Origin of the sequence: Moorena sp. SIO4G3 (assembly GCF_010692305.1) — a bacterium.
Classification (GTDB): domain Bacteria; phylum Cyanobacteriota; class Cyanobacteriia; order Cyanobacteriales; family Coleofasciculaceae; genus Moorena; species Moorena producens_A.
Map to the genome: position 1 here is coordinate 1 of NZ_JAAHIG010000096.1, position 26,988 is coordinate 26,988.

Consider the following 26,988-nt stretch of genomic DNA (forward strand, 5'->3'; position numbering starts at 1 on the left):
CATTAAACTAATCCGCTTGTGTTGAATGTATTAATTCCACCTTCTACAAGTGCAATCACACTGGCCGAAGGTGGTATGTTAATTTTCTACCTTAGGCAGAAAGATAATAAACTATAGCAATCCTATCTAATTCGTGAAATATATAGGATTGCTATTGTATAGCAATCTCACGTTTAATTACACAACTTTTCTTATTACAACCGGTGAAGAGACAACAGGCTCCACCATAAATTGATTTTATTTCTTCGCTTTCATTGCTCAGCTCCATCATAAAGCTTTCTGAATCGTTAAACAACTCAGCACCAGTTAGATTAAGAGCTGAAAGATCGTTGACATTAATATTAGCCATGTGGATTTTTATCCAATAATCAATGTGTGTTCTTTGCCAGAAATCAATTACTAATGTTTGATTCCTATTTTAATCCTATTCAAATTAATTTACTATGTCTAGATTTTTTAGAGATTATTGATGCTAAAACCAAAACAATTTTGTCACAAAATTACATGTATTTACCTGCCGCTAAACCTAGTAATAAATCACAAGTAACCTATAAATTACCTTGAGCATTATTCTGATAGTTAACCTCTCTTTAATTTATCGAATTAACTAAACTAATTATGTCCACAAAACTATTGGAACTGAGAAAAACCATAAAAAATAGCCCAAGATTACTCTTGGACTAAAAGACTAAGATTAATTTCTAGCAGTTCTACGAACGGCAGACGAGTTTCTATCAGGGTGACCTCAACCCCACCGAGAAAGTTAATTTTACTCCCAAATCAGAACAGAAGGTAAAGATTCTGGAGAGGCTAAACGCAACAATTGATAACCTACACCCGCACTTCCCCTGAAAAAACTAGGGCTGAAAACGGAGTTAGGCAAATGAGTTAAAAAAGCATATGCTCCATTTTCTTTGGCCTTGTTAACTACCGATGCAGCCTGTTCCCTAGCTGTGTTTAACCATTCCTGATTGCCAAGTTTTTGAGATGCGAGGACAAACAGTTCATTTCTGCCTAAATTTCCGCAGCAGAGATGGTCTATATCTTCTGTATTAAGAATTCCATACTTCTGGGTAGTTTCTAAAGCTATATTAATATCGGCGTAAATTTCCTCTGTCTCTAAAATTGATAAGCCAGCTAAGCGAGCTAATCCAATTCCAGCACTGCCATGACACCAAGTATACATGAAGTTGATTTGATTCGTATCTTCCGATAAACGAAAATCTGGCCAGTTGCGGACTGATTGATCAAAAACACTCTGTTCATATTCAATTGCTTCTTTCGCCGCATCTAAATACACTATGTTGGATGTAGCAGCATATAGCCTCAGTAAGGACAAAGATATACCCGATGCCCCGTGAGAAAATCCAGTTAATGGTTTATTACTTTCTATAGTGACCCATGCTCTAGGGACAGTATCAGTTCGCTTGGATAACAAATGTTCACCACAGGCGATCGCTTTATTTACTATCCCTTGTTCACCTGTTTGAGAATAGAGGGCTAATAAACCCGGAATCGCTCCTGCTACTCCCCACATCAGATCTAGCTTGTCATCAGTAGCAATTACCTTTTCTGTAAGTAGTTTGGCAGCTTGCTGGGCATCTTCTAGAAGAGTTGGCTCTTTTAAAAACTGGCTAATTTTTACTAGGCTGTATATCATACCACCTATACCCAATAAACCAAATTCAGACCGCAGTATTTCTGGGCGAACCTCTGCTTTTTTTAGTGATTGTCGTAAAGGGGATAAAGCCGCTAAAGCTACCTCTTTAAATTCTGGCTCACCAGTAATTTTTGCTAGAGCTGCTAGGAATAGGCTAACTCCAGCTCGCCCCGTAAATAAGGAATCATCCAATCGCCCAAGTTGATAGCGGTGCGCCTTGGATATATAATCTAAATCAATCCAGTTGCAGCCGTCACCAGTCTGAATCCTATTGGCGACAAGACTCTTGCCAATTGCTATAGCTTCGTCCAGTAATTCTTCAGGATTCAATGAAGAGAATTGGGATAAACTTCCCTGTAAAGCAGCACTGTTCTTAGTCAAATGGGCATACTTAGCATAAAAACTCGCCCGAATCAATTTAATTTGCCTGGCTAAATCATTTTCATCAAGACTTGTTATTTTAGCAATTAACCGTTGGTAACTGGATGTTTTAAAGAAGTGCTTGATTGGTTGAGCTGATGCCAACTCTAGGGCATCACTATGACAAGATACTGTAAAATAGGGAATATCTAGCTGTTGTAAAGAGGTCGTTTCTGCTCCTAATAGTTCTTTAAAGTCTAAGGTTTCTTCACCCATTAAGTAGTGACGGCTGAGAAAATCGATCAGAATGCTATAGTCCGCGCCATTACGCAAATATTGAGGACTGAGGCTGCGTTTCGAGACCATACCATAGGTGAGGGTTGGGCGCAGACTAAATCGAGACTTTAAAAATTGTAAGCCTGAGAGGGGACTTTCTTCCCCTAGGAGCATTTCCCGATTTTTACTTAACAGGTGATAGATTTCTTCAAAACCAGTGACGATTTCCTCAACATAGTTCTTAGCTGAGACAGTTTTCCCGTCTAGAATTACCACATTAGTCCCGGCAGGAATAATCACAGTGTTGGGAGCTAAGTGCATCCCATCGGTGTTAATAAATTTCCACTCCCGAGAGGAATTTATTTGCTTTGGCCAAATATTACCTAGGACGCTGGAATCTTGAGGATTTGCCGAGTAGATATCACCTTCCCAACCAGGTAAAAAGCCTGTATCAAGCACTGAATACTTAAACCAGTCTTCCGATTCAGTCACGCTGTGCTGTACAGGATGCATCAACAAGTCAGCATCGATCAGACTAGGATATTCACCACTAGCAACCACATTTTGATTATCACAACTACTTGCTCCTAATAGATGGAGCAGTGATAATAACATACCTGCTCTGTGATAGAACCGTTGAACTGCGGCTTGATTGTCACAAGGTTGGTGCTCAATAAATTCAACCCATCCATATCCCTGGCGATTGAGAATCTTAGTTAATTTGAAGGTTAAGGATGTTTCCTGGTGGTTGCACCAGTCTAGTAACTGATTGAAAGCAACATCTAAACCCAAGTCTTTGGGCTTATACACCACTTTAATTCCGGAAGAGAAGGTAAGAGCTAAAACTGAGCGTCTACCCTGGTGGGGATTGGAGAGGGAAGTCTCAATTGCTTGGACGTTTCCTAGACTTGCCTGATCATAAAAGGTACGTTCAATTGCTGAGAAATCCTGTTGTAGACGTTGGATAAATTCAGTAGTAGATTCTACCCATAAATCAAGGGTTGTCGCTATCAGGCGACCTAAAACTGGGTAGCGATTGAAAAATGCCAGCCCCCCATCTTTGAGAAGATTTTTAAAAAAAGTATTATAAATAATTCGACTTTCTTGGGGAGTCGTTTGGTTAGCAGGGGGGTTAGCTTCACGGAATGTGTTAAATTCAAATAGTAAGGTTTCTGTGCCTAAATTAACCAGTTGTTGCAGCAAGCTCCTTTCTAGGGCTGCGTAGGCTTCTTGGCTCAACAACGCCAGAGGACTATTTGCCGATAATCCAGTAGATAATTTACTGCGCCCTACTCGGATAAAGGGTAAATAAAAGTCTTCAAATGGTAATGGATTTTGGGACTCAAGTGGAGAGTTTTCTTCCCCCTCTAGAGTTAGCCATAAAGCAGCGCTAGTTTCAATTAATTCTTTGAGGGTTTCTGCCCAGGTTGGTAAGGTGTAATCTTCTCTAAACTCTGCTGTTTCTAGTAAGTTACGGACTGTCGTTAAGTCTAATCCATCCCACTGAAGGCGCTGTTTAAGTTGTTGTTCTCCTCCCAGGAGTTTAGACCAGGTATTGAGGCGTTCTTCAATCAGATCATGATCTTTTTGGGCAATAACATTTTGGTAACAAGGGTTATTGATCCGCTCTGATAAAAACGTGGCGTTAATGGCTATAGTCGCGATTGGTGATATTTGTGACCCTATTACTGGCATGCTACTAATCTCTCGACGTGGTAAGTTAGTTATAAAGTTTTTTTAAAAAAGGTTTAATTTTTGATTACTTGAATAAAGATACTGAAATCTTGTTAGCGTCTTCTTGAACCGACCCTAATGAATGTCTGTTGTTGACTCTGTTGTCATCATACTTTGATTAATTGAGTTTGTTTAGTTGTTTGATGATTTATTGATGTCCAAAGAAAAACTTTTTTGTCATAAAGTTATATGTATTTCTCTGCTGATCAACCTAGTGATAGCTCACAATTAACCTATACCAGTACTCTTATAGTTAACCTCTCGCTAATTTACCGAATCAACTAAAACAGTTATGTCCACAAAACTAGTGGAGCTGATAAAAACCATAAAAAAAAGCCCAAGATTACTCTTGGACTACAAGACTAAGATTAGTTTCTACCAGTAATTGGCTAAGGCATTTTCGTCCTTAGTTGATACAGTCAACTTTTTTACTATTGTGACTAAATTAACAAAGGAACTGCCTCGGCTCCGACCGTATCCAGTTCGCCAGGTTCGACGGGGATTACCTCAAACCCAGCATCCAGAATTCCAGAGTAGTTTGCGATCGCTTCCAAGGCATTGGAGCAGGGAGTAGGGAGTAGGGAGTAGGGAACAGGGAAGAGAAAAGAAGGAATAGGGATGCGCTGCATCAAGACAGGGAATCAACCTCAAAAAATACTGTACCTCATAACTGAGATAAACGTTATATTTCTGTTTAATTATACGTGGATTACTTGAGTGTGTTTAGTTTTTTTAAAATTTATTGATGTCATAAGTAAACCTTTTTTGTCATAAAGTTATAGGTAGTTATAGCAAATTAGCTTAGGTTAAAAGTCGTAGGTTTTAGGGAGTAGGGAGTAGGGAGTAGGGAGTCGGGAGTAGGGAGCAGGGAGTCGGGAGTCGGGAGTCGGGAGTCGGGAGTCGGGAAACAATCTTGTGTATCTGATCCCTAGGAAAAACGATTTATAGCGTTTATTGCATTTATGAAGTACGCTTATCAAGCTCAAAGTCCCCCTTTTTAAGGGGGATTTAGGGGGATCACTTTGTCCCTCATATGAAGTACGCTTATCAAGTTCAAAGTCCCCCTTTTTAAGGGGGATTTAGGGGGATCACTTTGTCCCTCATATGAGGTACCCTTGTCAAGCTCAAAGTCCCCCTTTTTAAGGGGGATTTAGGGGGATCACTTTGTCCCTCATATGAGCTACGCTTATCAAGTTCAAAGTCCCCCTTTTTAAGGGGGATTTAGGGGGATCACTTTGTCCCTCATATGAGCTACGCTTATCAAGTTCAAAGTCCCCCTTTTTAAGGGGGATTTAGGGGGATCACTTTGTCCCTCATATGAGGTACCCTTGTCAAGCTCAAAGTCCCCCTTTTTAAGGGGGATTTAGGGGGATCACTTTGTCCCTCATATGAGGTACCCTTGTCAAGCTCAAAGTCCCCCTTTTTAAGTGGGATTTAGGGGGATCATATTGTACCTGATGGGAGAGAGAATTGCTATATCTCTAATTTAGGTAGTAAAGTAAAACAGTTATGTCAACAAAACTAGTGGAGCTGATAAAAACGATAAAAAGCTGACGGATAAATGCTTACTGTTTTAGGAGTGCGCCCAGCCCTATGGTTAAAATTACTAGTTAAAAAAAAGCGTTACCGTAGCGTATCTTTCAGAGAATCGCTAATTTTATAAAAGGTATTCTCTGAAAGATACACGCTCATTGCATTTCATTTTTGCCCTTTGGCTGGTGCGTTACGGGACGGATTGTCCTAAAACTTACAATAAAATAAGGGCGATCCCGTCCCTAACGCACCCTACTGGCTGGTGCGTTACGGGACGGATTGTCCTCAAACTTACAATAAAATAAGGGCGATCCCGTCCCTAACGCACCCTACTGGCTGGTGCGTTACGGGAGGGATTGTCCTCAAACTTACAATAAAATAAGGGCGATCCCGTCCCTAACGCACCCTACTGGCTGGTGCGTTACGGGAGGGATTGTCCTCAAACTTACAATAAAATAAGGGCGATCCCGTCCCTAACGCACCCTACTAACTATGACCCCTCTTCAAATCCAGACATAATTACAATTTTCAGGTTTCAATTAGCTGCAAGCGATCGCTTATAGCGTTTCTCGTAGCTATGAGGTAGAGATTATTTTTTCCCTCTTCCCTATTCTCTCTTTGCTCTTTCCTGCTCCCTGCTCCCTGCTCCCTGCTCCCTGCTCCCTAAAAACCAGAAATTTGTACCTCATGGGTATAAGACTTGCTATAGTTTTTTATTACCCCTAAAACTCCCCAAAAAAAACTTTTTAAAAACCCTTGACAATTAAAAATATAATCATTACAATAATCATTGTAAACCGAGATTTACTTCTTATTTATGTCAACAAAATTCAGTCAAAACTTCAAGAAACAACCTGCTCATCACACTCTCAAAGGTTCTCGTGAATCAGTCATCTATAGTATGCAGATGCTTTACTCCCTAGGCTATGCAGAGATTGCTGAATGGACCCCTCTGGAAGCCACTGATGTTCCAGGGGAAGTGATCACTACAATAACCAAGTATTGGTTGTTGCCATAACACCTTAAATCTTTGGGGGGGTTTCCCCCCCGGCCTTGGTTTTGGTCTGGTTTTGTAGCGCGGCCTTTGGCCAATCAGATCAGAGCAGGTTAGGTTTGCTAATTTTGTGACATAAAAAATTGAAATAGCCGTAGATAGTATGTCTACGGCTATTTTTTTTTAACTTATATAAAAATGGAATCGGGAATCGGGAATCGGGAATTGGGAATCGGGAATTGGGAACAGGGAACAGGGAAAAAATACTGTGTACCTGATAGCTATGAAAAACGCTGTATGTCTAATTTATGGAATCAACTAAACTAGTTATGTTAACAAAACTGTTGGCAGTTATAAAAACCATAAAAAATAGTCCAAGAGTAGTCTTGGACTAAAATACTAAAATTTATCTATAGCGGAAATGTTAGGATGCAGAATGTGGGTTACAAAAGTTACTACTGCGCAATTAAATAACCGACAAGAATCCACAAAGTAGGATGACCACCTTTAACATCTAGTTGATCATCAGATAAATCCATCATAAAGCTTTCAGAATCATCGAAGAGGTTAGCACCAACAGGATTTAGGTCAGAAATTGCAATATTAGCCATGGTATTTTTCTCCAATAAATAATTTATGTGTGTTGTAATGTGTGTGGTGTATAGGAATCAATTAGTAATGTTTATTTACTGTTTTAATCCTATTCAAATTAATTTCGTTTGTCTAGTAAATTTATAGCTTATTGATGCTAAAGCAAAAACACTTTTGTCCCTAAAATAGATGTAGCTATCTGCTGCTAAACCTAGTCATAGATCATAACTAACCTATACATTACCTTTTTCACTATTATGATAGTTAACCTCTCGCTAATTTACCGAATCAATTAAAACATTTATGTCCACAAAACTAGTGAAGCTGAGAAAAACCATAAAAAAAAGTCCAAGATTAATCTTGGACTAAAAGACTAAAATGATTGAATTATTTTAGGCGTGAGGCTGAACTACTTATATCCAAACACTTATAACTATCTTCATACTTCCCATTCAAGAGAAAATTGCCCCTTCAAGTAAAACAACGAGGAATGATATTATTAGAGTTACCATAGTAATCCAGAATTTCGTGAGTCCGCCGAACCATACACTCCAGCAGAATTGCCAGATTCTTCTTAACCACTACTTGTTCTTGTGGTGACACATAAGCCACTTCTGCCAGGAGAATCGAAGTGATTTGGTCATGTGCCCCTTCTTCATTGATACCGGCATGGAGCAGGATGGGTTTATAAAATTCCGGTGGTAACTCCAAGGCTTGGGACTGCTGCTTAAACAACTGGTGGAATACCTTGTCATCTTCCTCAAACAACAACAGTGCAGCCTTAAAGCTCAGGGGATGCTGCTTGGCAAAAACGGCCAGGGTCGAACAGACTGCGAAAGTCATGGGTAGGGGCTGCATCCGTTGCAGTTGATCACCTTCGATGTCCACACTCTTCAAGGAATTCTCAATCAAACGGTCATGGTGCAACTCAGACACAAAAAATTCCTGGAGAAGTTTTTGTGTCTGAGGGGATTCATAATTGGCTAAGGATGGCGCTAACAGTCTAGGACAAAGATGGGTAACGTGATAGGATTCCAAAGCATAACCAATCAACTGGTTTCTGGTAATGGTCTGATCAGCCATCTTTTCTGAGAAAGGAGAAAGGGGAAATTGCCCCTTCATGCGGTTAAGAAATCGGCACAACTCTCGATAGAACTGCTGTCCACTCACCCCACGAGATTCCACTTCTTGATGGGTTTCTATCAGTAGACCCCGGCGATCCAGCTCAGCGAGGAGTTCGGGAATATCCTCTTGGATTCCTGGACAGGCCAGACCCAATTGCTCTGGGGACATACCCCCCGCTTGCAAAAGCCTTAGCAGTTGGACAGTTTCCTTCTCGTATTCCGGCTCAACCGCGATCGCGCATCCTTGATCGCCATAATGAATTTCAACTTCTGTGTCCTTGAATTCAAAAAATACCCGATTTTTGAACAGTGGCTGTTGGAATAAAACCTTTGTTAATGACATATCGTAAAGGGAATAGGGAGTAGGGAAAAAATAGGGAACAGGGAACAGGGAACAGGGAACAGGGAGTAGAGTGCGTAGGGTGCGTAGGGTGCGTTAGGGACGGAAAGCCTCTGATTTTCGGCCTCTTCGCCCCATAGACAGACCGTCCCGTAACGCACCACCCACGGAAAGCCTCTGATTTTCGGCCTCTTCGCCCCATAGACAGACCGTCCCGTAACGCACCACCCACGGAAAGCCTCTGATTTTCGGCCTCTTCGCCCCATAGACAGACCGTCCCGTAACGCACCACCCAAGGACTTAAATTGCCGAAACTCGCCGCAGTAAATGACTGGCAGACGAGTAATGATTCCAGATAGCTGTGTAGAAATTGTTGTAGATTTCAACAAACAGGTAAGTTTGTCTTCTAAATCGCTGCTTTGTTTGGCGATCAATGTGAGGAATTTCTTGAAAGATGCGACGGCTTAAGTTTTCTGGTTCGAGTTTTAGCTTGCTGTTTGCCAGTTGTCTAATCGGGTTGATAAAGCCAGAATCTAGTTCAACACGCTCACAAGCAAAACTATAAAATTCAAAATTCTTACGGGTCTGACCTGCCAAAAATCCCAGGGTACTCAAGAAAAACAGTGGCTCAAAGTTTGCCCAATAGGTCAAAGCATTGCACATCCCCATGGTTTCTGGGAGTGGCATGGTATCCGCGAGTTGCTCACGGCTAATGCCAATAGCATTAAGTGCTGCCATTACCAGTTCCTGGTCTTGGCGGTATTCTTGAGTGTAGCGTTCGTTGAGCAATTGTCGAACCTTTGTAGAGCTTTGGAAGCTAAGTCCAGGAGAATCAAAACAGCACTGTTGAGTAATAAAGTGGTAATGCTCTATTAGAAAACCATATATAACGTTGATTGGCAGTTGGGATGTCTCTGACTTGATGGATTTCAGGAAGAGATTTTCATCAACCTGCTGATTGAGCAATTCAGTGGTCAAATCTTCCAATTCCAGCAACGTGTCGATGCCTGAATTAACCCTAACCTGAGCAACGTCATCCAGGAAGTTCTGTTCGTCCAGGTGACGCACAATAGTATTGAACAACTCAGAGTTATTAGCCGAGAACATTTGTTGCAGTTCAGTCATACTCTTAGTCCCGTCCATCAGAGAGATGAACTTTTTTAAGATTTTTCCTGATTGACTGTTAACCTGAAATGCGAAATCTCGACCATCCTGAGAAAAAATAAGCTGATCTTGATAGTAGTTAACCTTACAGGCTAATTTGGGACGAAGCACTGAAGGCTGTTGTGGTTTTTTCTCCTGAAATTTCCCCTCGGATAACTCTGGTTCTAAAACTGAGGTGACTGTAGAATCTTCCTGGAGAGGGGGAAGGGTATACTTAGACATCGACTGACTCCCTGATCAGAACGTTGGACAATAGTTATACTGATTTGATTGCTCAAACCTTCACTCGTGACAGCTCCTACACTGACCTTGCAGGTTCAGTGTAGGCTTCCCAGCCAGTCCGGCTATCGCTTAGGAGGCGCTGGGCTTTAAGAACGGACTGCCCTTCCGCTCTATTTTTTATATTTATTGCTGCATTGTGATCTCTGTCCAAGCTACAACCGCAGTGAGGACAATCGTGCCAACGGACATGCAGTTTTTTAGGGACTCTTTTACCGCAATTGGAGCAATTTTGTGAAGTATTCTGGGCGCTTACCGGAATCGCCAACAAGCCAGCATTTAAGGCTTTGCTTGCCAGGATTGCCAGAAAGCTAGACCACCCAGCGTCCAATACAGATTTAGCCAATCGGGATTTAGCAAGTCCCTTGATATTTAACTTTTCGTGAGCAATTACATCGTATTTTAATAGTAAATAATTAGCGGTTTTAAAGTGAAAATTTTTACGTTTGTCTGCTACTTTTTTGTGCTGTTTTCCAAGCTGTTTAATAGCTTTGAGTCTATTCTTTCCTCCTTTTTTTCGTCGAGATACTCTTTTCTGGATGACTCTTAGCCTTTTTTGAGACCTTCGATAGTACTGAGGAATGTTTACTGTTTCCCCTTCAGAAGTGGTCAAGAATTCTTTAAGGCCAACATCAATCCCAATTATAGAGTCAGGGTTAATGTCAGGCTTAACTTCTGGAACAGTCTTATCTTCTAAAGATAAGACCAAATAATAACCATCACACTTTTTGGTTATTGAAGCAGTCTTTATCTTAAAGCCATCAGGAATAGGGCGGTGTAACACAATCTTGACTTTTCCTATCTTTGGAAGGTTAATCAAGTTGCCCTCCAGGCACCCTTCTTTCATCTGAGGGTAAGTAAAAGTACGGTAACGGTGCTGTTTTTTGAATCTAGGTCTACCGCTTCGTTTTCCGTTGCTATCTCCTTTGATGAATCTATCGAAAGCTAATTTGACTCTTTTAACTACATCTTGAAGCACTTGAGAATAAATTTCCTTATACCAAGGATGAGTCTTCTTGAGATTGGGTAGAGTCTTTTTCTGAGAGTAGTAGTCTGGATTATCCCTTAATCCAGGCAAATAGCAGACAAGAGGGCAAGCATTAATTGAGCAACGATTTTCTTCGTACCATCTAAATCGATCCGCTAACAAGTAATTGTATTGAGCACATAGCATTGATAGCCAGTGATCTATCTTATCCTGTTGATGTTTTGTCGGTTTTAGCCGGTACTGGTACGCAATTATCATTTGATTTGCTATGCCTGTTTATCGACCTAGTAAAATTATAGTTAACGTACAGCCACATGTCAAGTCACAATGAAAGATAAAAAATTAACAATCAGGATTACCAATTTTGAAAAAAGACAGTTAGCACAAGAAGCAGATCGACGCGGAATGACCCAATCAGAGTTAATAAGGAGCTTAATAGCTCGCTTCCCTGTTCGCGTAGCGTCGGCTTTGCCGAATCCGAAAGACTCTGTGCAAAATTCATCCCTGGAGACGAAACCTTAGATAGTGGAGCTTTATTACATGCATATTTAACCCTTTTGCGCATAACCGACTAACCATAAAAGCTCCACTATCTTACGGTAACTTTAAGCACCTATGCTACGCATTAGGATGTGGGGCTTTTTTTGCCGGACAGCTAAAGTTACTATTCAGCAGTGAAGGTATTTTGTAAGCATTCAGCTATCAGTTATCAGTTATCAGCTTTCAGCGATTAGCGCTACGCGCACGCGTGCGCGTTCAGCTTTCAGTTTATGTGCTACTAGATCGGTGCTTTTGAATAAAATAAGCTGACGGCTGACGGCTGACGGCTGAATGCTTACGGTATTTGGTCAAAAGAGTTTACAGGATTGCAGCGGTATATGGGAAGGTGCAAATGGTATTTCTAGTAGTAAATCGAGTAGTGGTTAAGCAATTACAGCTCTTTTGTACTGAAAGTACTGGCCATATAATACGTCCTCCCATAGCCTGTTCAAGCTCATCATTACTCAGTTCGTTCATAAAACTTTCAGAATCGTCGAACAAGTCAGCCCCAGTGGGTTTGATGTCCTTAACTTTGATCTTTGCCATTTTAACTTTACTCCAATAAACGGTTGTGGTTGATTAGAAATCAATTAGCCATGTTTGATTCCTGCTTTTTATCCTACTTATATCAGTTGCTCTTGGCTCTTTTCAATCAAGTTTATTTATGCTAAAACTGAAACAATTTTGTCACTATCAAAAACTCAATAAGTTCTACCATAGGAGACTGTGTAAGGGGAGCATGTCACTTATCCAGAACATTTGTACTAAATCTATGGCTACCCCATGTAGCAATCCGTGTAGGAATTGTGATAATTTTGTTCCCTGTTCCCTACTCCCTGTTCCCTGTTCCCTTTGGTATGTGTGTTAGCTGGTTCTGATAGTACATAGTTCATAGGTTCTGCCACCTTGACCTGCTCCCATGAAAAACCCTGTATCTCTAATTAGGGAATCAACTAAAACAGTTATGTCCACAAAACTATTGGAACTGATAAAAACTAGAAAAAATAGCCCAAGAGGTAAGCATTCAGTTATCAGCTATCAGCTATCAGCTACGTCCCAGCGTCGAAGCCTGTGCCACGCACGCTACTTGAGGTGCTTAAGCGCTACGCGCACGCTACTTGAGGTGCTAATGGGCGTTCGTCCCAGCGTCGAAGCCTGTGCCACGCTACACCAAACAGCTTTTGAATAAAATAAGCTGACGGCTGACGGCTGAACGCGCACGCGTGAGCTTTTAGCTCACGGCTGAATGCTTACCCCAAGAGTAGTCTTGCACTAACTGAAATAATTTTATGGTAAGCATATGCGCTACACATGGTGCTACTTGAGGTGCCGTCAGTTGTCAGCTGTCACCTGATAGCTGACAACTGACGCTTGCTTACTTAGGGTTTGCTGAAAAAGTCTTTTGGTATGGGATTGAGTCAGCGAGTGTGGAGTCAGCGAGTGTGGAGAAATCGGAATTATATAGGAGGTAGTCGGAAGAATTGTCCCTTGATTTTTCGGCGTTGCTGATTCTGGGTATGGTTTTGCCCCCCTAGGGCGTGTTTTCAAAGTTTTCCGCAAGATTATGATCCCCCCCAGCCCCCCTTAAAAAAGGGGGGAGCCATACTCTAAGTCCCCCTTTTTTAAGGGGGATTTAGGGGGATCTCCGAGGCAATAAAACACGCCCTAGTTACTTCTCAAGGAGTGATATGATTTTAGTTTAGGAGAGTATTAAATCAGAATTGGATCAGAAGTTAGGCGCTCAGATTATGTCTGATTTGTTTAGTGCTTGCTTGAAGGTATAGATTGCGTAAGTTAAAGGAATTAAGGAACGTTACTCTAGTAGCTTAAGTTACACTTTCTAAGTGTAACTTATCAAGTAATACCCCTTGGAGTAACCTTTTGCTAGGGGATGGTTTTTCTATCTAGCTATTTACTTAGTATCACACTCTTGGTTACATCCAATGGTGTATAGATATCTTCAGAGCCAGGATTGAGGTATGGGCGCTCTAGGTCAATCCCCATCTGCTCAAAGTGTTGAATTATATATTTCATCCGAGCTTCTGGAGATTCATCACCATTCATATAGGCTTCTACTATAGCATTAGCAACAATTCGGCAGCGGTTCATTCCAAACGTTTCTCCATAGGTAAATAACAGTTTAGAATAAGGGTTTTCTGCTAATCCAATCCCAGGAGCAATTGCTTTAGTGAATATAGGAACTTGAGATTTAAAGTGAGATTCAATTTCTGAATAAATAGTTTGTAGTATTTGTCTCATTAATTTATAGTTACTCTGGTGAAACTGGAGAATTCCTGAATCATAACGGTGATAATTCAAGGGATTATGTAAGACTTTGAATACAAAGGGCATTTCAACTTCATTCAATTTTGTTGTCAGATACTTCATCAGGATAACTGCCGCTTCAGGATCGAAATTGAAGTAAGCCAATACTACCTGATTGTCAGGATTTTTCCAAAGAGTGTCATCAATTTCTCCCTCTCCTACTGCTGTATATAATTGCCTCTCAATACCACCAGCAGGTGTCCATACGGAAACCAAATCATTTACGGAAGCTGATTGCTCTTCTAACTTAAGATAACGCTCTGGTTGGATGTGAACAGTAATACCATCGTATTTTACAGCAAGACTACGGTCATCCTCCTGTTTCACAACAAGGTAGTCTGGGTGAAACCAACCTTTGCTGTGATTACTTTTTTCCAGTTGTTGGTAGAATTCCAAATCTACTTCTGCTGACGCTATCTGTTTTAAAAGTTGCTCATTCGTTTTAATTGATTGACTATTTTTTTGGAGCAGTGACCCTTCGTAGGAAATTCTATATATTAGCTCCATCAACTTTAATTTGAAGTAGTTATGTTGAATTTCAGGCGACATTTTTTTTAGTTGCCAAATCCTAGCGTTAGGAACGTCTATAGGCGAAAATTCATCATGACTAATATTAAGCTTGGAATAGTCTAGTCGAACATTACTAACAATGTTAGGCAATATTTGTAGTAATTGCATAATAGTTCTTATTCAGAATTTTGTAGAGAGTGAACCCTTGAATCAATATGTTATACTTCTGTGACGCCAAAAATAGAACTTAAGGATTTTTCTGGTTTGCACAATAAGCTTTTTGCTACTTGAAGCATACAAATTTCTTGATTATTGAAGTCCTTGTGATACAGAATGTTTTCAACAATTTTATAAATTAAAGCCAGACCAGCAAACTGAATAACTCGCTTGATAAAATCAGAACGTTCTTCTAAAACCTTTGAGAACGTCTGCATATAAGTCTGGATCATAACCACCATTGAAGGACGAATTACTTCCAAGGGAATTGTAGCTAGTTGTAGAGATTCCTCTAGTTTAATGGCAGGATGCACAGCTATACTGTTAAGCCATAGCACTAAATAACCAGCGATCGCTGTTCCTAGATCGCAAGCTGGATCGCCCCAATTCCATCTTTCCCAGTCAATTAGCTGAAGCAAATTCTGATCAGAATACTCAGATAATCGCTTCTCCCACTGTCTAGGGATTAAAATCTTGTTGAGCTGAAGATTATTGTGAGTTAAGCAGCAGCGTTGATGATGATCTACAAGATGTTTTACTGTTTTTCTCAGGTTGTCATCCCGTTGATAAAAGTCAAAAAATCTAAATCCCTCTGCCGGTAATTTAAATAAACTTTCATGCCAAAGTATATCTAAAATATATTCCTGATAAGGAAATTGATATAAACAATTCTCTTCATTTACCTCCTTCATAAAGTTTTTGTATTCATCTTGAAATTTTACAGTCTCAAGATGTAGCTTTGCTAAGGATTTTCCCACTAATTCAGCTACTGAAGTTGAAAAACTTTTACACGTTTGATCATAACTTTCTGAGCTGAGAGCTTCGTAATAACTTTCTAAGGTTATATAATCAGCAAGAGATTTATAAACTAGTATCCAATTTTCCCGATCAAAATGAACAACTTCTGGTAGCAACGATGAAGTGTTAACTAAATTAGGGTAAGATGTCAATAGTTGATAAATATGCTGCTCATGAGAAGTCAGATTACTACTATTATGAATACGATAGGCAGGCTCCTGCTTAACAACTAGTTTACTACCATCTGCTAAATTGAGTAACCAGTGGCCAGGTTTACTATCTTTAATTTCAACAGTAATATCTTCTAACTCTTTTTTTTTGCAGATATTACTATCGATTAAATACTTGAAAAAAAAGTTATAACTTAGATTAGTTTTCACAAACTAAACCCTCAAAGTAAAATAAATGAATCATTTCAGGTTGTAAAGGTTAATTAAACTATTGTTACTAGGCATACTAGGCTAATTAAGCTAGGAATACATGGCTTGAAAATTCCAAGCCATGTTTCCAAAAAATCAGTTAATTCCTAGAAGTTAAGGCAGCAGATATGGTTTTTTTCTGCTGAAATTTTATGAGGTCTACTGGACGAGGGTAGTGGTACATAAGTATTGATTTTAGCCCCCGAAACCTTGACCAGATCTTAGCAGAACTACTGCATCATATCTTTCTTCATGGCTTCGTCTTGATTGCAACAGTTCTTGCTGAACAGACTGCTTATTTGACCATCTTTTCCACCGCCAACGATATTAAGTTCGTCATTGCTTAATTCCTTGATAAAACTTTCATCATCTGCAAACAAATCAGCGCCCGCAGGTTTGATATCATTAATTTTGATGTCAGCCATTTTAGTTTTCTCCAATAATTAATATTTGGTCTTGCTTAGGAATGTATTAGTCTTTTTTTATTCCTGTTTTAATCATATTTAAATTAATTTATAATGTCTAGATTATTCTAGAGTATTACTCTTAAAAAAGTAACAATTTTGTCTAAACAATAAAGGCAATTTGATAGTGTAAACCTAAAATTAAATTATTAAAAGCTAATTATTTAACTATCAATGATATTTACCAGTAGTCTTAGCGTTAACTTCTCTCTATTTTCGTTAATAAACTAAACTAGTTATGTCTATCCAACTAGTGGAACTGAGAAAAACCATAAAAAATAGCCCAAGACTATTCTTGGACTAAAAGACTAAAATTATTTTCTACCAGTTCTCAATTGGGTAAGGGACTTTCGTCCTAGTTTTTAGGGAGCATGGAGCAGGGAGTGGTAAAAAAATATGTGTACCTAACTCGTAATGAAAAGTGCTATATATCTAAACACTGATAAATATCTTCAGAATTAGCATTGAGATAAACACGCTGCAAGTCAATCCCCAGGCTAGAAAATTGCCCAAGGATAGCCTTCATCCTTGCTTCAGTGGAATCATCCCCTTGATGCCAAGCGTCTAACAACCCATTGGCCACAATCTGACAGCGATTCATGCCAAAGCTTTCCTGTTCAGCAAATTTTTGGTCTGGTTCTTCTGCTAACCCCAAACCTGGTGCTAGCTCCATGGTAAATAGGGGCACGTCTGGCTGAAAATGGGATTGGTGCTCTGTATAAACAGTCTTTAAAACTCGCTCAACAGCGTCATAGTGACACTTATCAAAGTAGAGTACCCCAGAATCGTGCCGTTCGTAGTCTTTGGGATTGTACAAAACTTTAAAGTGGAACGGAATTTCGATTTCGTTCAGCTGTTGGGTTAAGCTACCCATTACCGCAACTGCACCGTCAGGAGTCAAGTTGAAGTAAATTCGCACAGTGACTGACTGGTCTGTTTGCGGACGATGTGCTTCTAGATTGCCAACGGCCATATAAAAGCCATTTTGCACCAAATTCTTAGGCATACGGATTGCTACTGAATCCCCGACCGTGGCAGATTGCTGGGATGCTGGCAGATGCTGCTCCCGTTCAATATGCAGCCTCAATCCTCCCTTAGTGACAGCCAAAGTGCCATCACTTTCTTCTCTGAGAACAGACCAACCAGGGTCAAAGTAGCCTTTGCCACTATTGCTGTCGTGCAGTCGCTGATAAAATCCCACATCTACTCCCAGGATGGTATTGTTCTCCAGGTCTACTGGCGCAGCTTCCGTATCTGCTTCCGGTGCGAGAGTATCTCGCATTGAGCCGTTGTAATAAATACCATATAGAAAACTCCGCAGTTGCAGACTGATATATTTTTGCTGCATATCCTCGGGCATCCGTTGAAAACGTTCCACAGCTTCAGCTGGAATTTCCAACGGTTTGTAATCTGAATGGTGAATAGAGAAGTCTGATTGGATTTTTACTTTGTTAACAATATCGTCTAGAACGTCTAGTAATTGCTGATTGGTGATGGGGGATGGTTGAATTTGTTTAGAATCAAGTAGTTGGATCATGGTTTGGTAGGGAGTAGGGAGTAGGGAGTAGGGAGTAGGGAGTAGGGAGTAGGGAACAGGGAGTAGGGAGTCGGGAGTCGGGAGTCGGGAGTCGGGAGTCGGGAGTAGTAGGAAAGACTTCTGAAGAGTTTTTGATGTTATTGGAAATGCTATATAGCGTTGATCGCAGTTATGAGGTACAGTCTTCTTTGACACTGATTCCCTCAAAACCCTCTTTACTATTGCCTATTGCCTTTTGCCTTTTGCCTTAAAGGGATAAGCAATGTCGCTCAAACGTCGCTGAGAATTGCTATATCTTAAACAGCGGAAGGACTGAGTTGGATTAATTCAGCAATAGCAGGGCCAAAAATCGTGGGCATGGATTTTTCTGGACGACACAACAAGGTCTTGGCAACCTGAAGCATGGCAATCCCGGCATTACCAAAGGATTTTTGGTACTCAATCATCGCCCGAATCCGTTGAATCAAACCAAAACCGGTAAATTGCACTACTGTCCGCAAGAAATCAGGTCGGTGTTCTAAAATTTCTGGAAAGGTTTCAAAATACCCTTTGCTTAGGGCAGCAATGGAAGGCTGGAGCTGTTCCAAGGGGGTCATGGCTAAACCTAGGGATTCTTCAATACTTAACGATTTACTGATCACCAGGCTACTCAGCCAGATTTGGACATAGCTGCTGATCAGTGTTCCTAAATCAAACGCCGGGTCTCCCCAACTACAGCGCTCCCAATCAATTAGCCTGACCATGCTGGTACTTTCATGCTCCCAATCTTGGTGCAGAAGGATATTATTTAGCTTTAGGTCATTGTGGGTCAGACAGCAGGGGGCAAAAGTATTGCCTAGTTGTGCGATCGCTTGCCCTAAACTATCGTATCGTTGATAAAGGGCAAAGAATTTCAGCCCGTCAGCAGGTACCGAACCAAAGATTTCCGGACCAATTCGTTCTAAACTGTTAACTAATCTAGGCACTTGCTCAGTGGTTTGATTATCGGTTTCGGTACAGAAGAAATCTTGATAGTCTTTACGATTAAATGTATGATGATGTATTTTTCCTAAGAGGGTGCCGATGGTGGCAGCAACCTCTGTAGGAAAGATATTTTCTTTGGCGTAGAAATCCATTAAATCCCGATAGTCATCGAGATAGCGGAAAACCATAATGGAATTCTCTCCATCAAAATGCAACACCTCTGGTATCAAAGAGCGGAGGTTAGCAAGTTCTGGAAATTGCTGTAAAAATTCTTGAATTCGCCATTCATTCAAAAATTCACCAGCGGCTTTGCCTTCCTGGTTATGTCGCTCCTGCTTTACGAGCAGCTTATTACCATCTGGAAAGGTCAGCAATAAGTTAAAGTTCTTGGCTTCCAGTGGCTCAATTTTACTGAGAGCTTGCTCGGAGGGATTGCATAAACCACGATCAGCTAGATAGTCAAAAACATTATGAGAGTTTAATATGAATGTCATAATTAGGGCATTGGGAACAGGGAACAGGGAATCGGGAATCGGGAATCGGGAATCGGGAATCGGGAATCGGGAATCGGGAATCGGGAATCGGGAATCGGAACCCACCCCTAACCCCTCCCAGGAGGGGAATCGGGAATCGGGAATCGGGAATCGGGAAAAAATAGGTATTTACAACTTCATTAATAGGAAAAATACTATATTCAGTAGTATAGGTGAAAATAAAATTATTCTGCCAATTGTTTCTGCTTAAAAGCAGACGCAACTAAAACTTTTATGTCCCTAAACTATTCAGGGAAAGAGAAGAAGTGTTGGAAGTATGGGACGTGTGGGGAGGGTGGGACGTGTGGGAGGTGTGAAAAGTGAGATGATCAAGTGGTGTGGAAACCCCCAAGACCTCTCTGCATCGATGCTCCGAAGTCCCTACTCCCTACTCCCTACTCCCTACTCCCTACTCCCTGTTCCCTGTTCCCTTTGCTCTATAACTAAACTAGTTATGTCATAAAAATTTTAAAAAATCATAGAAAATTATAGAGGGCTGGTTTTCATAATCTATTGGTAAATTCTAGAGACTACGGTGCCTGAATAAAATGACATTGGTAACTGAAACTTAAGGATAATTTTTACTTTATTCTGGTAAATCTATGCTTTCAGTATCCCAGGCTGATGTATGCGTAGACATTCGTTTTATGACTCTGATGTATACGTAAGGGTTTGTTGATCCGGGATCAGGTTATGCTTACCTAAGATTATGACAGTTGATAGCAGTATTCAATACTGGTTTGAGCTCAGGACCAGTGGGATAAGGCACTAACTCCACAATTCCATCCTGATTGATGATCCATCCTTGAGCTTCTATAATTGGTGGCTTTTTGGCTGTCGTTTGGGCTTGCTGATTCGGTTTTTTGCCGCGATTGCGAGCAGCCCGATGCAATTGACGCCTGGTGGCCGAGAAATCTCGCCAATCGATCCAAATGGTTTCACCTTTGAGGGGGTCAGTCGGATCAGTGGGTAAGCCCCCTCGTCCAGTCAGTGCAAATGAATTCTGCTGATCATCGGTGCTACAACCTGTGGCAATGAGTAGACCAGTATCGACTATAGTTGCTGGTAATGGGACTAATCCTAGGTTTTGAGTTGGGTCTGGGTTGCTAATGTTGACTACACCATCGACACCAAATTCAGAACTGGCAGTAATCTCGCTATCTGGAGACAGAAACAGACCTTGAGTAGTAATCTCAATATTACCTCCAGGACCAAATATGGCGTTGGCGGTGATGTTACTGTTTTCGACAATCACTACAAAATCACTATTAATCTTAATATCACCCCCACCACCATTACTGTCCCTAACGCTGGTACTAATCCCGCTCTGGTTTGAAAGGAATAGTAAGTCACTAGTAATGTCAATATCACCACCGCCGCTAAACTCAGAGGTGGCAGTGATTTGCCCTCGATTACTGGTGATTTGATTAGCGGAAATAGTAATATTGCCTCCTCCCGCCGAGAAATTGGATGCAGTAATACCACCACCATTGGCATTTTGTGATCCACTGTTGAAAAGCTCAATGGAGTTTGCCACAATCTCAATATCCCCAGCTGTGCCTTGCCCTGGTTCTAGGAGGTCATTGCTTTGGAAGTTACTGACACTGATCGTTGCTCCATCCCGGATAATTAACTGATCAGTGAAGACCTCTAATTTACCGCCATTACCAGTACCTGCGATCGCATTCGCCAATAATCCGCTGGCACCTAGGTCTGATCTCCCAATCAGTTCTATTTCCTGTGCCTGAACTCTCAAAGTTCCCCCATTGCCTTCGCCGAAAGTATTGGATTGCAACTGAGCCCCATCTAGCAGCCGTAAGGTCTCAGTTTCAATGGTTAGCTGTCCGGCAAAAGAAGCCCCACAGCTAATGCGTAGCATAGGTGTGGGATGAATTTTGCACAGGGTATTATAAAATTGCTATAATATATGTACTGAGAAACAAAGCCGAAAATGCTGGTTTGTCAGTCACCTACGTTCCTAAAAAATAGAACTTATTGTATTGTTCCGGCGCGGAGGGGCATCCCGTGTCGTTAATAAAGCTTGCCGAGTATCCGAACCGTTGGGTGGAGTTGGCAAGAAGCCTACACTGAACTCGTTCGCGAAGCGGCTCTGTAAGAGCAGAGTCAGTGTAGGAGTATGTCACGTTACCCCCATTGCCGCTCGCCTGTTCTTGTACACTAGTTAACAAAGCGCTAGACAAATTATTGCTTGTGCCAATTAGTTCTATATCTTTGGCCTGAATTGTCAAGCTTCCCGCATCTGTTTCGCTAAAGGTAACAGCAGCGATATGAGCCCCATCCAGGACGCGCAAGCTCGTGGTGTCAATGGTCAAGTTACCACCTTTGCCCGTACCTGTTGGTCCCACATTCGCAAACAAGCCACTGGGGAACCCTTGTGGTGAGGTACCAATTAGTTCCATCTCAGTGGCTTGCACCTTCAAGCTTCCTCCATCCCCTTTTCCGAAGGTAGTCACTGTAATTTGGCCTCCATCAATCAGCCGTAAGTACTCGGTGTCAATGGTCAATGTGCCCCCATTCCCAATTCCGTCTGGTCTGACTTCCGTCAATAAGCCACTGAGAAGACTACCTGAGCCACCAATTACTTCCACCTCAGTAGCCTGCACCGTTAAGGTTCCTCCATCCCCTTGGCCAAAGGTATTCGCTTGCACCTGGGCTCCATCAATCAGTCGCAAGCTGTCGGTATCAATGGTTAAGTTGCCCCCATTGCCGATAGCTCCTAGTTCTACATTTGCCAACAAGCTACTGGGAAACTGTCCAAAGACAGTACCGATCAATTCTGCCTCTGTCGCCTGAACTCTCAAAGCACCTGCATTCCCTTCCCCAAAGGTACTGACAGATATTTGAGCTCCATCAGCTATCCGCAACTTACCGGTGTCAATGGTCAAGTTGCCTCCATTGCCTGTGGCTGAGGATTGCACTAGGGTGAACAAGCCACTCGGACTAAAGCTTGAGCCACCGATCACTTCTAGATTAGAAGCAGTAACTCTTAAGATGCCAGCATCCCCTTCCCCAAAAGTACTACTGGATATGCGACCCCCATCTTTTACCAGCAAGCGCTCGGTATCAATGGTCAAATTGCCCCCATTGCCCGTGGCTTCTGGTGCCACATCAGTAGACAAGCGGCGTGAACTACCCCGACCTACTTGGCCTATGGCCACGCTACGCGAACGTAGAGGTCGGGGCTTCCAGCTTCACGGAAGAACGCCTTAACTTGGACGGACGCCCACGTCTTGGTCTTACTTCTTCTCCACTGGCGTTGACCTCCCCCGTCCCAGAGGAGGATAGCATTCTGATTCCTTCTGCTCTGATATTTTTTGCTGCATTACCATCTCTGTCGTGATGAGTTCCGCAACTCGGACAAGTCCAAGTCCTTACATCAAGCGGCAAATCCTTGATTTGATAATGACAATTAGAGCAAGTCTTAGAACTAGGAAACCACCGGTTTATTTCAACCAACATTTTCCCTTCTTGTTCGCATTTGTAGGAGATAAAATTTACAAAGGTTCCCCAACCTAGATCAGATATTGCTTTAGCTAGTTTATGGTTACGAACCATGCCCTTGACGTTTAAGTTTTCGACTACTACTACTTGGTTGTCATCGACTATCTTTCTAGACAGCTTGTGTAAGTAGTCTTGGCGGACATTTCCAATCCGTTCGTATACCTTAGCTACAATCTTTTTGGCTTTTGCACGCCTATTACTACCTTTTTCCTTCCGGGCAGTAATACGCTTTTTCTTGGCTAGTTTCTTTTCGTATTTTGCTAAGTGTTTAGGGTTGCTGAACTTAGAGGTCTTTTCGCCATCGTAGGTGATTGCAAAATCCTTGATACCTAAATCAATACCAATCACTTTTCCATCCGCAGACGGTTTTGTGCCTTGCTCTTTCAAAGCCGCTCCGCGAACAGACTCGTATTCCATCAACACAGAAGCATGATATTTGCCAGAAGGAGTCCTACTGACTGTCACAGTCTTAATCTCTCCGTCTAGTGGTCGATGAATTACTGCTTTTACAATCCCTAATTTCCCAGGGAATTTAAGACAATCACCTACCTGCTTGACTTTTTGCGGATACTGAATTGATTGACGCTGATGGTATGACTTGAATCTAGGATATTTTGCTCTACCTTGGCCGTAGGCCACGCTACGCGAACAAAAAAGTTCTGGTAAGCGCGACTAAGATTGAGGCTTACAGACTGCAAAACTTGAGAGTAACACTCTTTTAGCCATTCAGTCTCTTTTTCTTTTTTAAGTCTTGGAAGCATGGAGTTGAGCGCAGATTGTTTCAGACCTTTGCCAGTTTCCTTGTAGGTTTCTATACAGTGATTTAGCGCATAATTCCACCACCAACGAGCACACCCAAAATGTTGAGCAAGGATTTGAACCTGTTCTTGAGTGGGATAGATTCTGACTTTGACGGCTTTGTGTTTCACTACGCTTACCTGCTTCTCGACCTTTTTTACTATTATATGTGTTTCGTATTAATATGTCAAGTCTTGGGTCTTTCAAACTAGGCTATCGTCTCGCTATCCATCCTAGAGACGCGCGCCTTAGTAGAGGGTCGCCGCGAATCTTACAGTTTTAACCCTTTTCCTCATAGCCGACCAACCATAAAGGCGACCCTCTACTTACGGTAACTTCAAAACCCTGGAAGAGGGTGGGGAATTCCGCGAGTTTTGTTAACATCGGTGCTTTCAGTATCCAAGGCTAATGTATGCGTTCGCATTCGTTTTATGACTCTGAGGTATGCTTACGGGTTTGTGTTAGGAATATCGGGTATGCGATCGCGTATGACTCTGACGTATGCGATCGCGTTTGTTGATAATCAGGTTATGCAGGAATTACGCACTCAGATATATAAAATATCTGTAACCCTCTGTTCCCTGTTCCCTGTTCCCTGTTCCCTGTTCCCTGTTCCCTGTTCCCTGCTCCCTGCTCCCTGCTCCCTAAAAACCAGAAATTTGTACCTCACAAGTCATAGAATTGCTATATCTTAGTTACCTAAGATTATGACAGTTGATAGCAGTATTCAATACTGGTTTGAGATTAGGACCAGTGGGATAAGGCACCAACTCCACAATTCCATCCTGATTTATAATCCATCCTTGAGCTTCTATAATTGGTGGCTTTTTGGCTGTTGCTTGGGGTTGTTGATCGGGTTTTTTGCCCCGATTGCGAGCAGCCCGATACAATTGACGCCTGGTGGCGGAGAAATCTCGCCAATCGATCCAAATGGTTTCACCTTTGAGGGGGTCAGTGGGGTCAGTGGGTAAGCCCCCTCGTCCAAGCAGAGCAAATGAATTCTGCTCATCATCGGTGCTACAGCCTGTGGCAATGAGTAGACCGGTATCAATGATACTTGCTGGTAATGAGATTAATCCTAGGTTTTGAGTTGGGTCTGGATTGCTAATGTTGATTTGACCATCCACACCAAATTGAGAACTGGCAGTAATCTCGCTATCTGGAGACAGAAACAGACCTTGAGTAGTGATCTCAATATTACCGCCAGGACCAAATATGGCGTTGGCTGTGATCTTACTCTGGTCTACAACCACTACAAAATCACTATTAATCTTAATATCACCGCCACCACCAGTACCAGTACTATCATTAACGTTGGTACTAATGGCGCTCTGGTTTGAAAGGAACAGTAAGTCACTAGTAATGTCAATATCACCGCCGCCGCTAAGCTCAGAGGTGGCAGTGATTTCCCCTAGATTACTGGTGATTTTATTAGCTGAAATATCAATATTGCCTCCTCCCGCCGAGAAATTGGATGCGGTAATACCACCACCATTGGCATTTTGAGATCCGCTGTTGGAAAGCTCGATGGAGTTTGCCACAATCTCAATATCCCCAGCTGTGCCTTGCCCTGGTGGTAGGAGGTTATTGGTTTGGAAGTTACTGACACTGATCGTTGCTCCATCCCGGATAATTAACTGATCAGTGAAGACTTCTAATTGACCGCCATTACCAGTACCTGCGATCGCATTAGCAAATAATCCGCTGGCACCTAGGTCTGATGTCCCAATCAGTTCTATTTCCTGTGCCTGAACTCTCAAGGTTCCTCCATTTCCAGAGCCTGCGGTAATGGTTGCTACTTGAGCGCCATCCACCAAGCGCAAGCGTTCGGTTTCAATGATCAAGTCACCCCCATCCCCTGTGGCGTCTAAGTTCACATTGGCTGTGGCGTCTAGATTCACATTAGCAAATAAGCCGCTAGCTAAATTATTTGCAGTACCAATTAATTCCACCTCTGTTGCGTTGACCTCTATAGAACCGGCATTTCCTTGACCCAAGGTAGTGGCTGCGATCTGAGCCCCATCACTCAGCCGCAAGCGTTCGGTGTTAATGGTCAAGTTGCCCCCATTCCCCATCGCTTCTGGTTCCACATTGGCAAACAAGCCACTAGCTAATCTTTGTGGTGAGGTACCAATTAATTCGATCTCAGTTGCCTGCACTGTGATCGGACCTGCATCCCCTTCAGCAGAAGTAGTAGTTGCAATCTGAGCCCCATCACTCAGCTGCAAGCGCTCCGTTTTAATGGTCAAGTCGCCCCCTTTCCCCATCGCTTCTGGTTCCACATTGGCAAACAAGCCACTAGGTAATCCCTGTGATGAAGTACCAATTAGTTCGATCTCAGTTGCCTGCACTGTGATCGGACCTGCATCCCCTATACCCAAGGTAGTCACTGCAATCTGAGCCCCATCACTCAGCCGCAAGCGCTCCGTTTTAATGGTCAAGTCGCCCCCTTTCCCGATCGCTTCTCGTTCCACATTCCCTAACAGAGCGCTGGGTAATCCCTCTGATGAAGTACCAATTAGTTCGATCTCAGTTGCCTGGACCGTCAAGGGACCTGCATCCCCTTGACCAAAGGTAGTGGCTGTAATCTGAGCCCCATCACTCAGCCGCAAGCCTTCAGTATTAATGGTCAATTGGCCCCCATTACCAATGGCTCCTACTCTGACGTCTGTAAATAATCCACTGGTTTGTCCCTGTGGTGAGGTACCAATTAATTCCACCTCTGTTGCCTTTACCGCTATAGAACCGGCATCCCCTTCACCAAGGGTAATTGCTGAAATCTGAGCCCCATCACTCAGCCGCAAGCCCTCGTCGGTGTTAATGGTGACATTACCCCCATTGCCGATCGCGTTTGCTTCCACATTGGCTACTATTGAGCTACGTAATCCCTGTGGTGAGGTACCAATTAGTTCCATCTCACTAGCCTGCACCCTGATCGAACCGGCATCCCCTTGACCAAGTGTAATTGCTGAGATCTGGCCTCCATCACTCAGCCGCAAGCCCTCGGTATTAATGGTGACATTACCCCCATTACCAATTGCGTCTGATTCCACATTGGCAAACAAGCCACTAAGTAATCCCTGTGGTGAGGTACCAATTAGTTCCATCTCACTAGCCTGCACCCTGATCGAACCGGCATCCCCTTCACCAAAGGTAGTGGCTGAAATCTGAGCCCCATCACTCAGCTGCAAGTTCTCAGCCCCTGACTAGCGGCGATGGCCACTAGCAACAGTAGTAAGAAACTTAACAGATTTACCGTACACTATTACTTGTATCGTGACAGTTAAAGCCGTTGTAACAATGGTGCCCTCGCGCCCGAA

24 protein-coding genes and 1 pseudogene are annotated in these 26,988 nt (G+C 42.2%); 6 read left to right on the forward strand and 19 right to left on the reverse strand.

The features are described 5' to 3' along the window. Nucleotides 1–151 precede the first annotated feature (151 nt). The 4 genes from F6J99_RS18280 to F6J99_RS18295 form a co-directional block, all read right to left on the reverse strand. Entirely contained in the window at nt 152–349 is a 198-nt protein-coding gene (locus F6J99_RS18280) for a hypothetical protein (protein WP_293114132.1), read from the reverse strand. A 420-nt stretch (nt 350–769) separates the two neighbouring features. After that, nucleotides 770–3,991, reverse strand: a complete 3,222-nt coding sequence (locus F6J99_RS18285; RefSeq protein WP_293114133.1) for a type 2 lanthipeptide synthetase LanM family protein — start codon at nt 3,989–3,991, stop codon at nt 770–772. 479 nt (nt 3,992–4,470) lie between these two features. After that, entirely contained in the window at nt 4,471–4,659 is a 189-nt protein-coding gene (locus F6J99_RS18290) for a hypothetical protein (protein ID WP_075899240.1), read from the reverse strand. Nucleotides 4,660–4,836: 177 nt separating this feature from the next. Then, nucleotides 4,837–5,010: a hypothetical protein gene (locus F6J99_RS18295; RefSeq protein ID WP_293114134.1), complete on the reverse strand. Its 174-nt coding sequence runs from the start codon at nt 5,008–5,010 to the stop codon at nt 4,837–4,839. Between the two features lie 1,370 nt (nt 5,011–6,380). On the opposite strand from F6J99_RS18295, the gene F6J99_RS18300 reads away from it, so the two are divergent. Both F6J99_RS18300 and F6J99_RS18305 read left to right on the forward strand, forming a co-directional pair. After that, nucleotides 6,381–6,581, forward strand: a complete 201-nt coding sequence (locus F6J99_RS18300) for a hypothetical protein (protein WP_293114135.1) — start codon at nt 6,381–6,383, stop codon at nt 6,579–6,581. 174 nt (nt 6,582–6,755) lie between these two features. Continuing rightward, nucleotides 6,756–6,884, forward strand: coding sequence for a hypothetical protein (locus tag F6J99_RS18305; RefSeq protein ID WP_293114136.1), 129 nt, complete (start codon nt 6,756–6,758; stop codon nt 6,882–6,884). 128 nt (nt 6,885–7,012) lie between these two features. On the opposite strand, the gene F6J99_RS18310 is transcribed toward F6J99_RS18305, so the two are convergent. The 5 genes from F6J99_RS18310 to F6J99_RS18330 all read right to left on the reverse strand — a co-directional run bounded on the left by F6J99_RS18310 (nt 7,013) and on the right by F6J99_RS18330 (nt 11,301). Then, entirely contained in the window at nt 7,013–7,168 is a 156-nt protein-coding gene (locus tag F6J99_RS18310; RefSeq protein ID WP_293114137.1) for a hypothetical protein, read from the reverse strand. 451 nt (nt 7,169–7,619) lie between these two features. Beyond that, complete coding sequence (locus F6J99_RS18315) at nt 7,620–8,615, reverse strand: hypothetical protein (protein ID WP_293114138.1); 996 nt, start codon at nt 8,613–8,615, stop codon at nt 7,620–7,622. Further along, nucleotides 8,606–8,878: a hypothetical protein gene (locus tag F6J99_RS18320; RefSeq protein WP_293114139.1), complete on the reverse strand. Its 273-nt coding sequence runs from the start codon at nt 8,876–8,878 to the stop codon at nt 8,606–8,608. The genes F6J99_RS18315 and F6J99_RS18320 overlap by 10 nt, the downstream gene beginning before the upstream one ends. A gap of 34 nt (nt 8,879–8,912) precedes the next feature. After that, nucleotides 8,913–9,998 carry a hypothetical protein gene (locus tag F6J99_RS18325; RefSeq protein WP_293114140.1) on the reverse strand — a complete coding sequence of 362 codons (1,086 nt, stop codon included), beginning with the start codon at nt 9,996–9,998 and terminating at the stop codon, nt 8,913–8,915. A 76-nt stretch (nt 9,999–10,074) separates the two neighbouring features. Then, entirely contained in the window at nt 10,075–11,301 is a 1,227-nt protein-coding gene (locus F6J99_RS18330) for a transposase (protein WP_293114141.1), read from the reverse strand. Between the two features lie 69 nt (nt 11,302–11,370). Between F6J99_RS18330 and F6J99_RS18335 the strand changes: the two genes are divergently transcribed. Further along, on the forward strand, nt 11,371–11,565 hold the full coding sequence (locus F6J99_RS18335) for a CopG family transcriptional regulator (RefSeq protein WP_293114142.1): 195 nt from the start codon (nt 11,371–11,373) through the stop codon (nt 11,563–11,565). Nucleotides 11,566–12,547: 982 nt separating this feature from the next. Then, entirely contained in the window at nt 12,548–12,772 is a 225-nt protein-coding gene (locus tag F6J99_RS18340) for a hypothetical protein (protein WP_293114143.1), read from the forward strand. 719 nt (nt 12,773–13,491) lie between these two features. Here the strand turns inward: F6J99_RS18340 and F6J99_RS18345 are convergent. The 6 genes from F6J99_RS18345 to F6J99_RS18370 all read right to left on the reverse strand — a co-directional run bounded on the left by F6J99_RS18345 (nt 13,492) and on the right by F6J99_RS18370 (nt 19,571). Further along, complete coding sequence (locus tag F6J99_RS18345) at nt 13,492–14,586, reverse strand: T3SS effector HopA1 family protein (protein ID WP_293114144.1); 1,095 nt, start codon at nt 14,584–14,586, stop codon at nt 13,492–13,494. A gap of 50 nt (nt 14,587–14,636) precedes the next feature. Further along, the gene (locus F6J99_RS18350) at nt 14,637–15,812 is read right to left on the reverse strand and encodes a hypothetical protein (RefSeq protein ID WP_293114145.1); all 1,176 of its coding nucleotides are present in this window, start codon (nt 15,810–15,812) and stop codon (nt 14,637–14,639) included. Between the two features lie 269 nt (nt 15,813–16,081). Continuing rightward, nucleotides 16,082–16,276 (reverse strand): hypothetical protein, encoded by a 195-nt coding sequence (locus F6J99_RS18355; RefSeq protein WP_293114146.1) that lies wholly within the window; start codon nt 16,274–16,276, stop codon nt 16,082–16,084. Nucleotides 16,277–16,739: 463 nt separating this feature from the next. After that, on the reverse strand, nt 16,740–17,852 hold the full coding sequence (locus F6J99_RS18360; RefSeq protein ID WP_293114153.1) for a T3SS effector HopA1 family protein: 1,113 nt from the start codon (nt 17,850–17,852) through the stop codon (nt 16,740–16,742). 296 nt (nt 17,853–18,148) lie between these two features. After that, the gene (locus F6J99_RS18365) at nt 18,149–19,309 is read right to left on the reverse strand and encodes a phosphotransferase (RefSeq protein WP_293114154.1); all 1,161 of its coding nucleotides are present in this window, start codon (nt 19,307–19,309) and stop codon (nt 18,149–18,151) included. Continuing rightward, nucleotides 19,284–19,571: a hypothetical protein gene (locus F6J99_RS18370; RefSeq protein ID WP_293114147.1), complete on the reverse strand. Its 288-nt coding sequence runs from the start codon at nt 19,569–19,571 to the stop codon at nt 19,284–19,286. The genes F6J99_RS18365 and F6J99_RS18370 overlap by 26 nt, the downstream gene beginning before the upstream one ends. 54 nt (nt 19,572–19,625) lie before the next feature. Here F6J99_RS18370 and F6J99_RS18375 point away from each other — a divergent pair, with 54 nt between their 5' ends. Then, on the forward strand, nt 19,626–19,811 hold the full coding sequence (locus F6J99_RS18375) for a hypothetical protein (RefSeq protein WP_293114148.1): 186 nt from the start codon (nt 19,626–19,628) through the stop codon (nt 19,809–19,811). A gap of 234 nt (nt 19,812–20,045) precedes the next feature. Here the strand turns inward: F6J99_RS18375 and F6J99_RS18380 are convergent, their stop codons facing one another. From F6J99_RS18380 to F6J99_RS18390, 3 genes and pseudogenes are all read right to left on the reverse strand, one after another. Further along, entirely contained in the window at nt 20,046–21,227 is a 1,182-nt protein-coding gene (locus F6J99_RS18380; RefSeq protein WP_293114149.1) for a hypothetical protein, read from the reverse strand. A 91-nt stretch (nt 21,228–21,318) separates the two neighbouring features. Beyond that, nucleotides 21,319–22,527 carry a hypothetical protein gene (locus F6J99_RS18385; protein ID WP_293114150.1) on the reverse strand — a complete coding sequence of 403 codons (1,209 nt, stop codon included), beginning with the start codon at nt 22,525–22,527 and terminating at the stop codon, nt 21,319–21,321. Nucleotide 22,528: 1 nt separating this feature from the next. Next, nucleotides 22,529–23,799: pseudogene (locus F6J99_RS18390) on the reverse strand (RNA-guided endonuclease TnpB family protein). Between the two features lie 300 nt (nt 23,800–24,099). Between F6J99_RS18390 and F6J99_RS18395 the strand changes: the two are divergent. After that, the gene (locus F6J99_RS18395) at nt 24,100–24,363 is read left to right on the forward strand and encodes a hypothetical protein (protein ID WP_293114151.1); all 264 of its coding nucleotides are present in this window, start codon (nt 24,100–24,102) and stop codon (nt 24,361–24,363) included. Here the strand turns inward: F6J99_RS18395 and F6J99_RS18400 are convergent, their stop codons facing one another. Further along, entirely contained in the window at nt 24,364–26,859 is a 2,496-nt protein-coding gene (locus tag F6J99_RS18400) for a hypothetical protein (RefSeq protein ID WP_293114152.1), read from the reverse strand. It abuts the gene before it with no gap. Between the last annotated feature and the right edge of the window lie 129 nt (nt 26,860–26,988).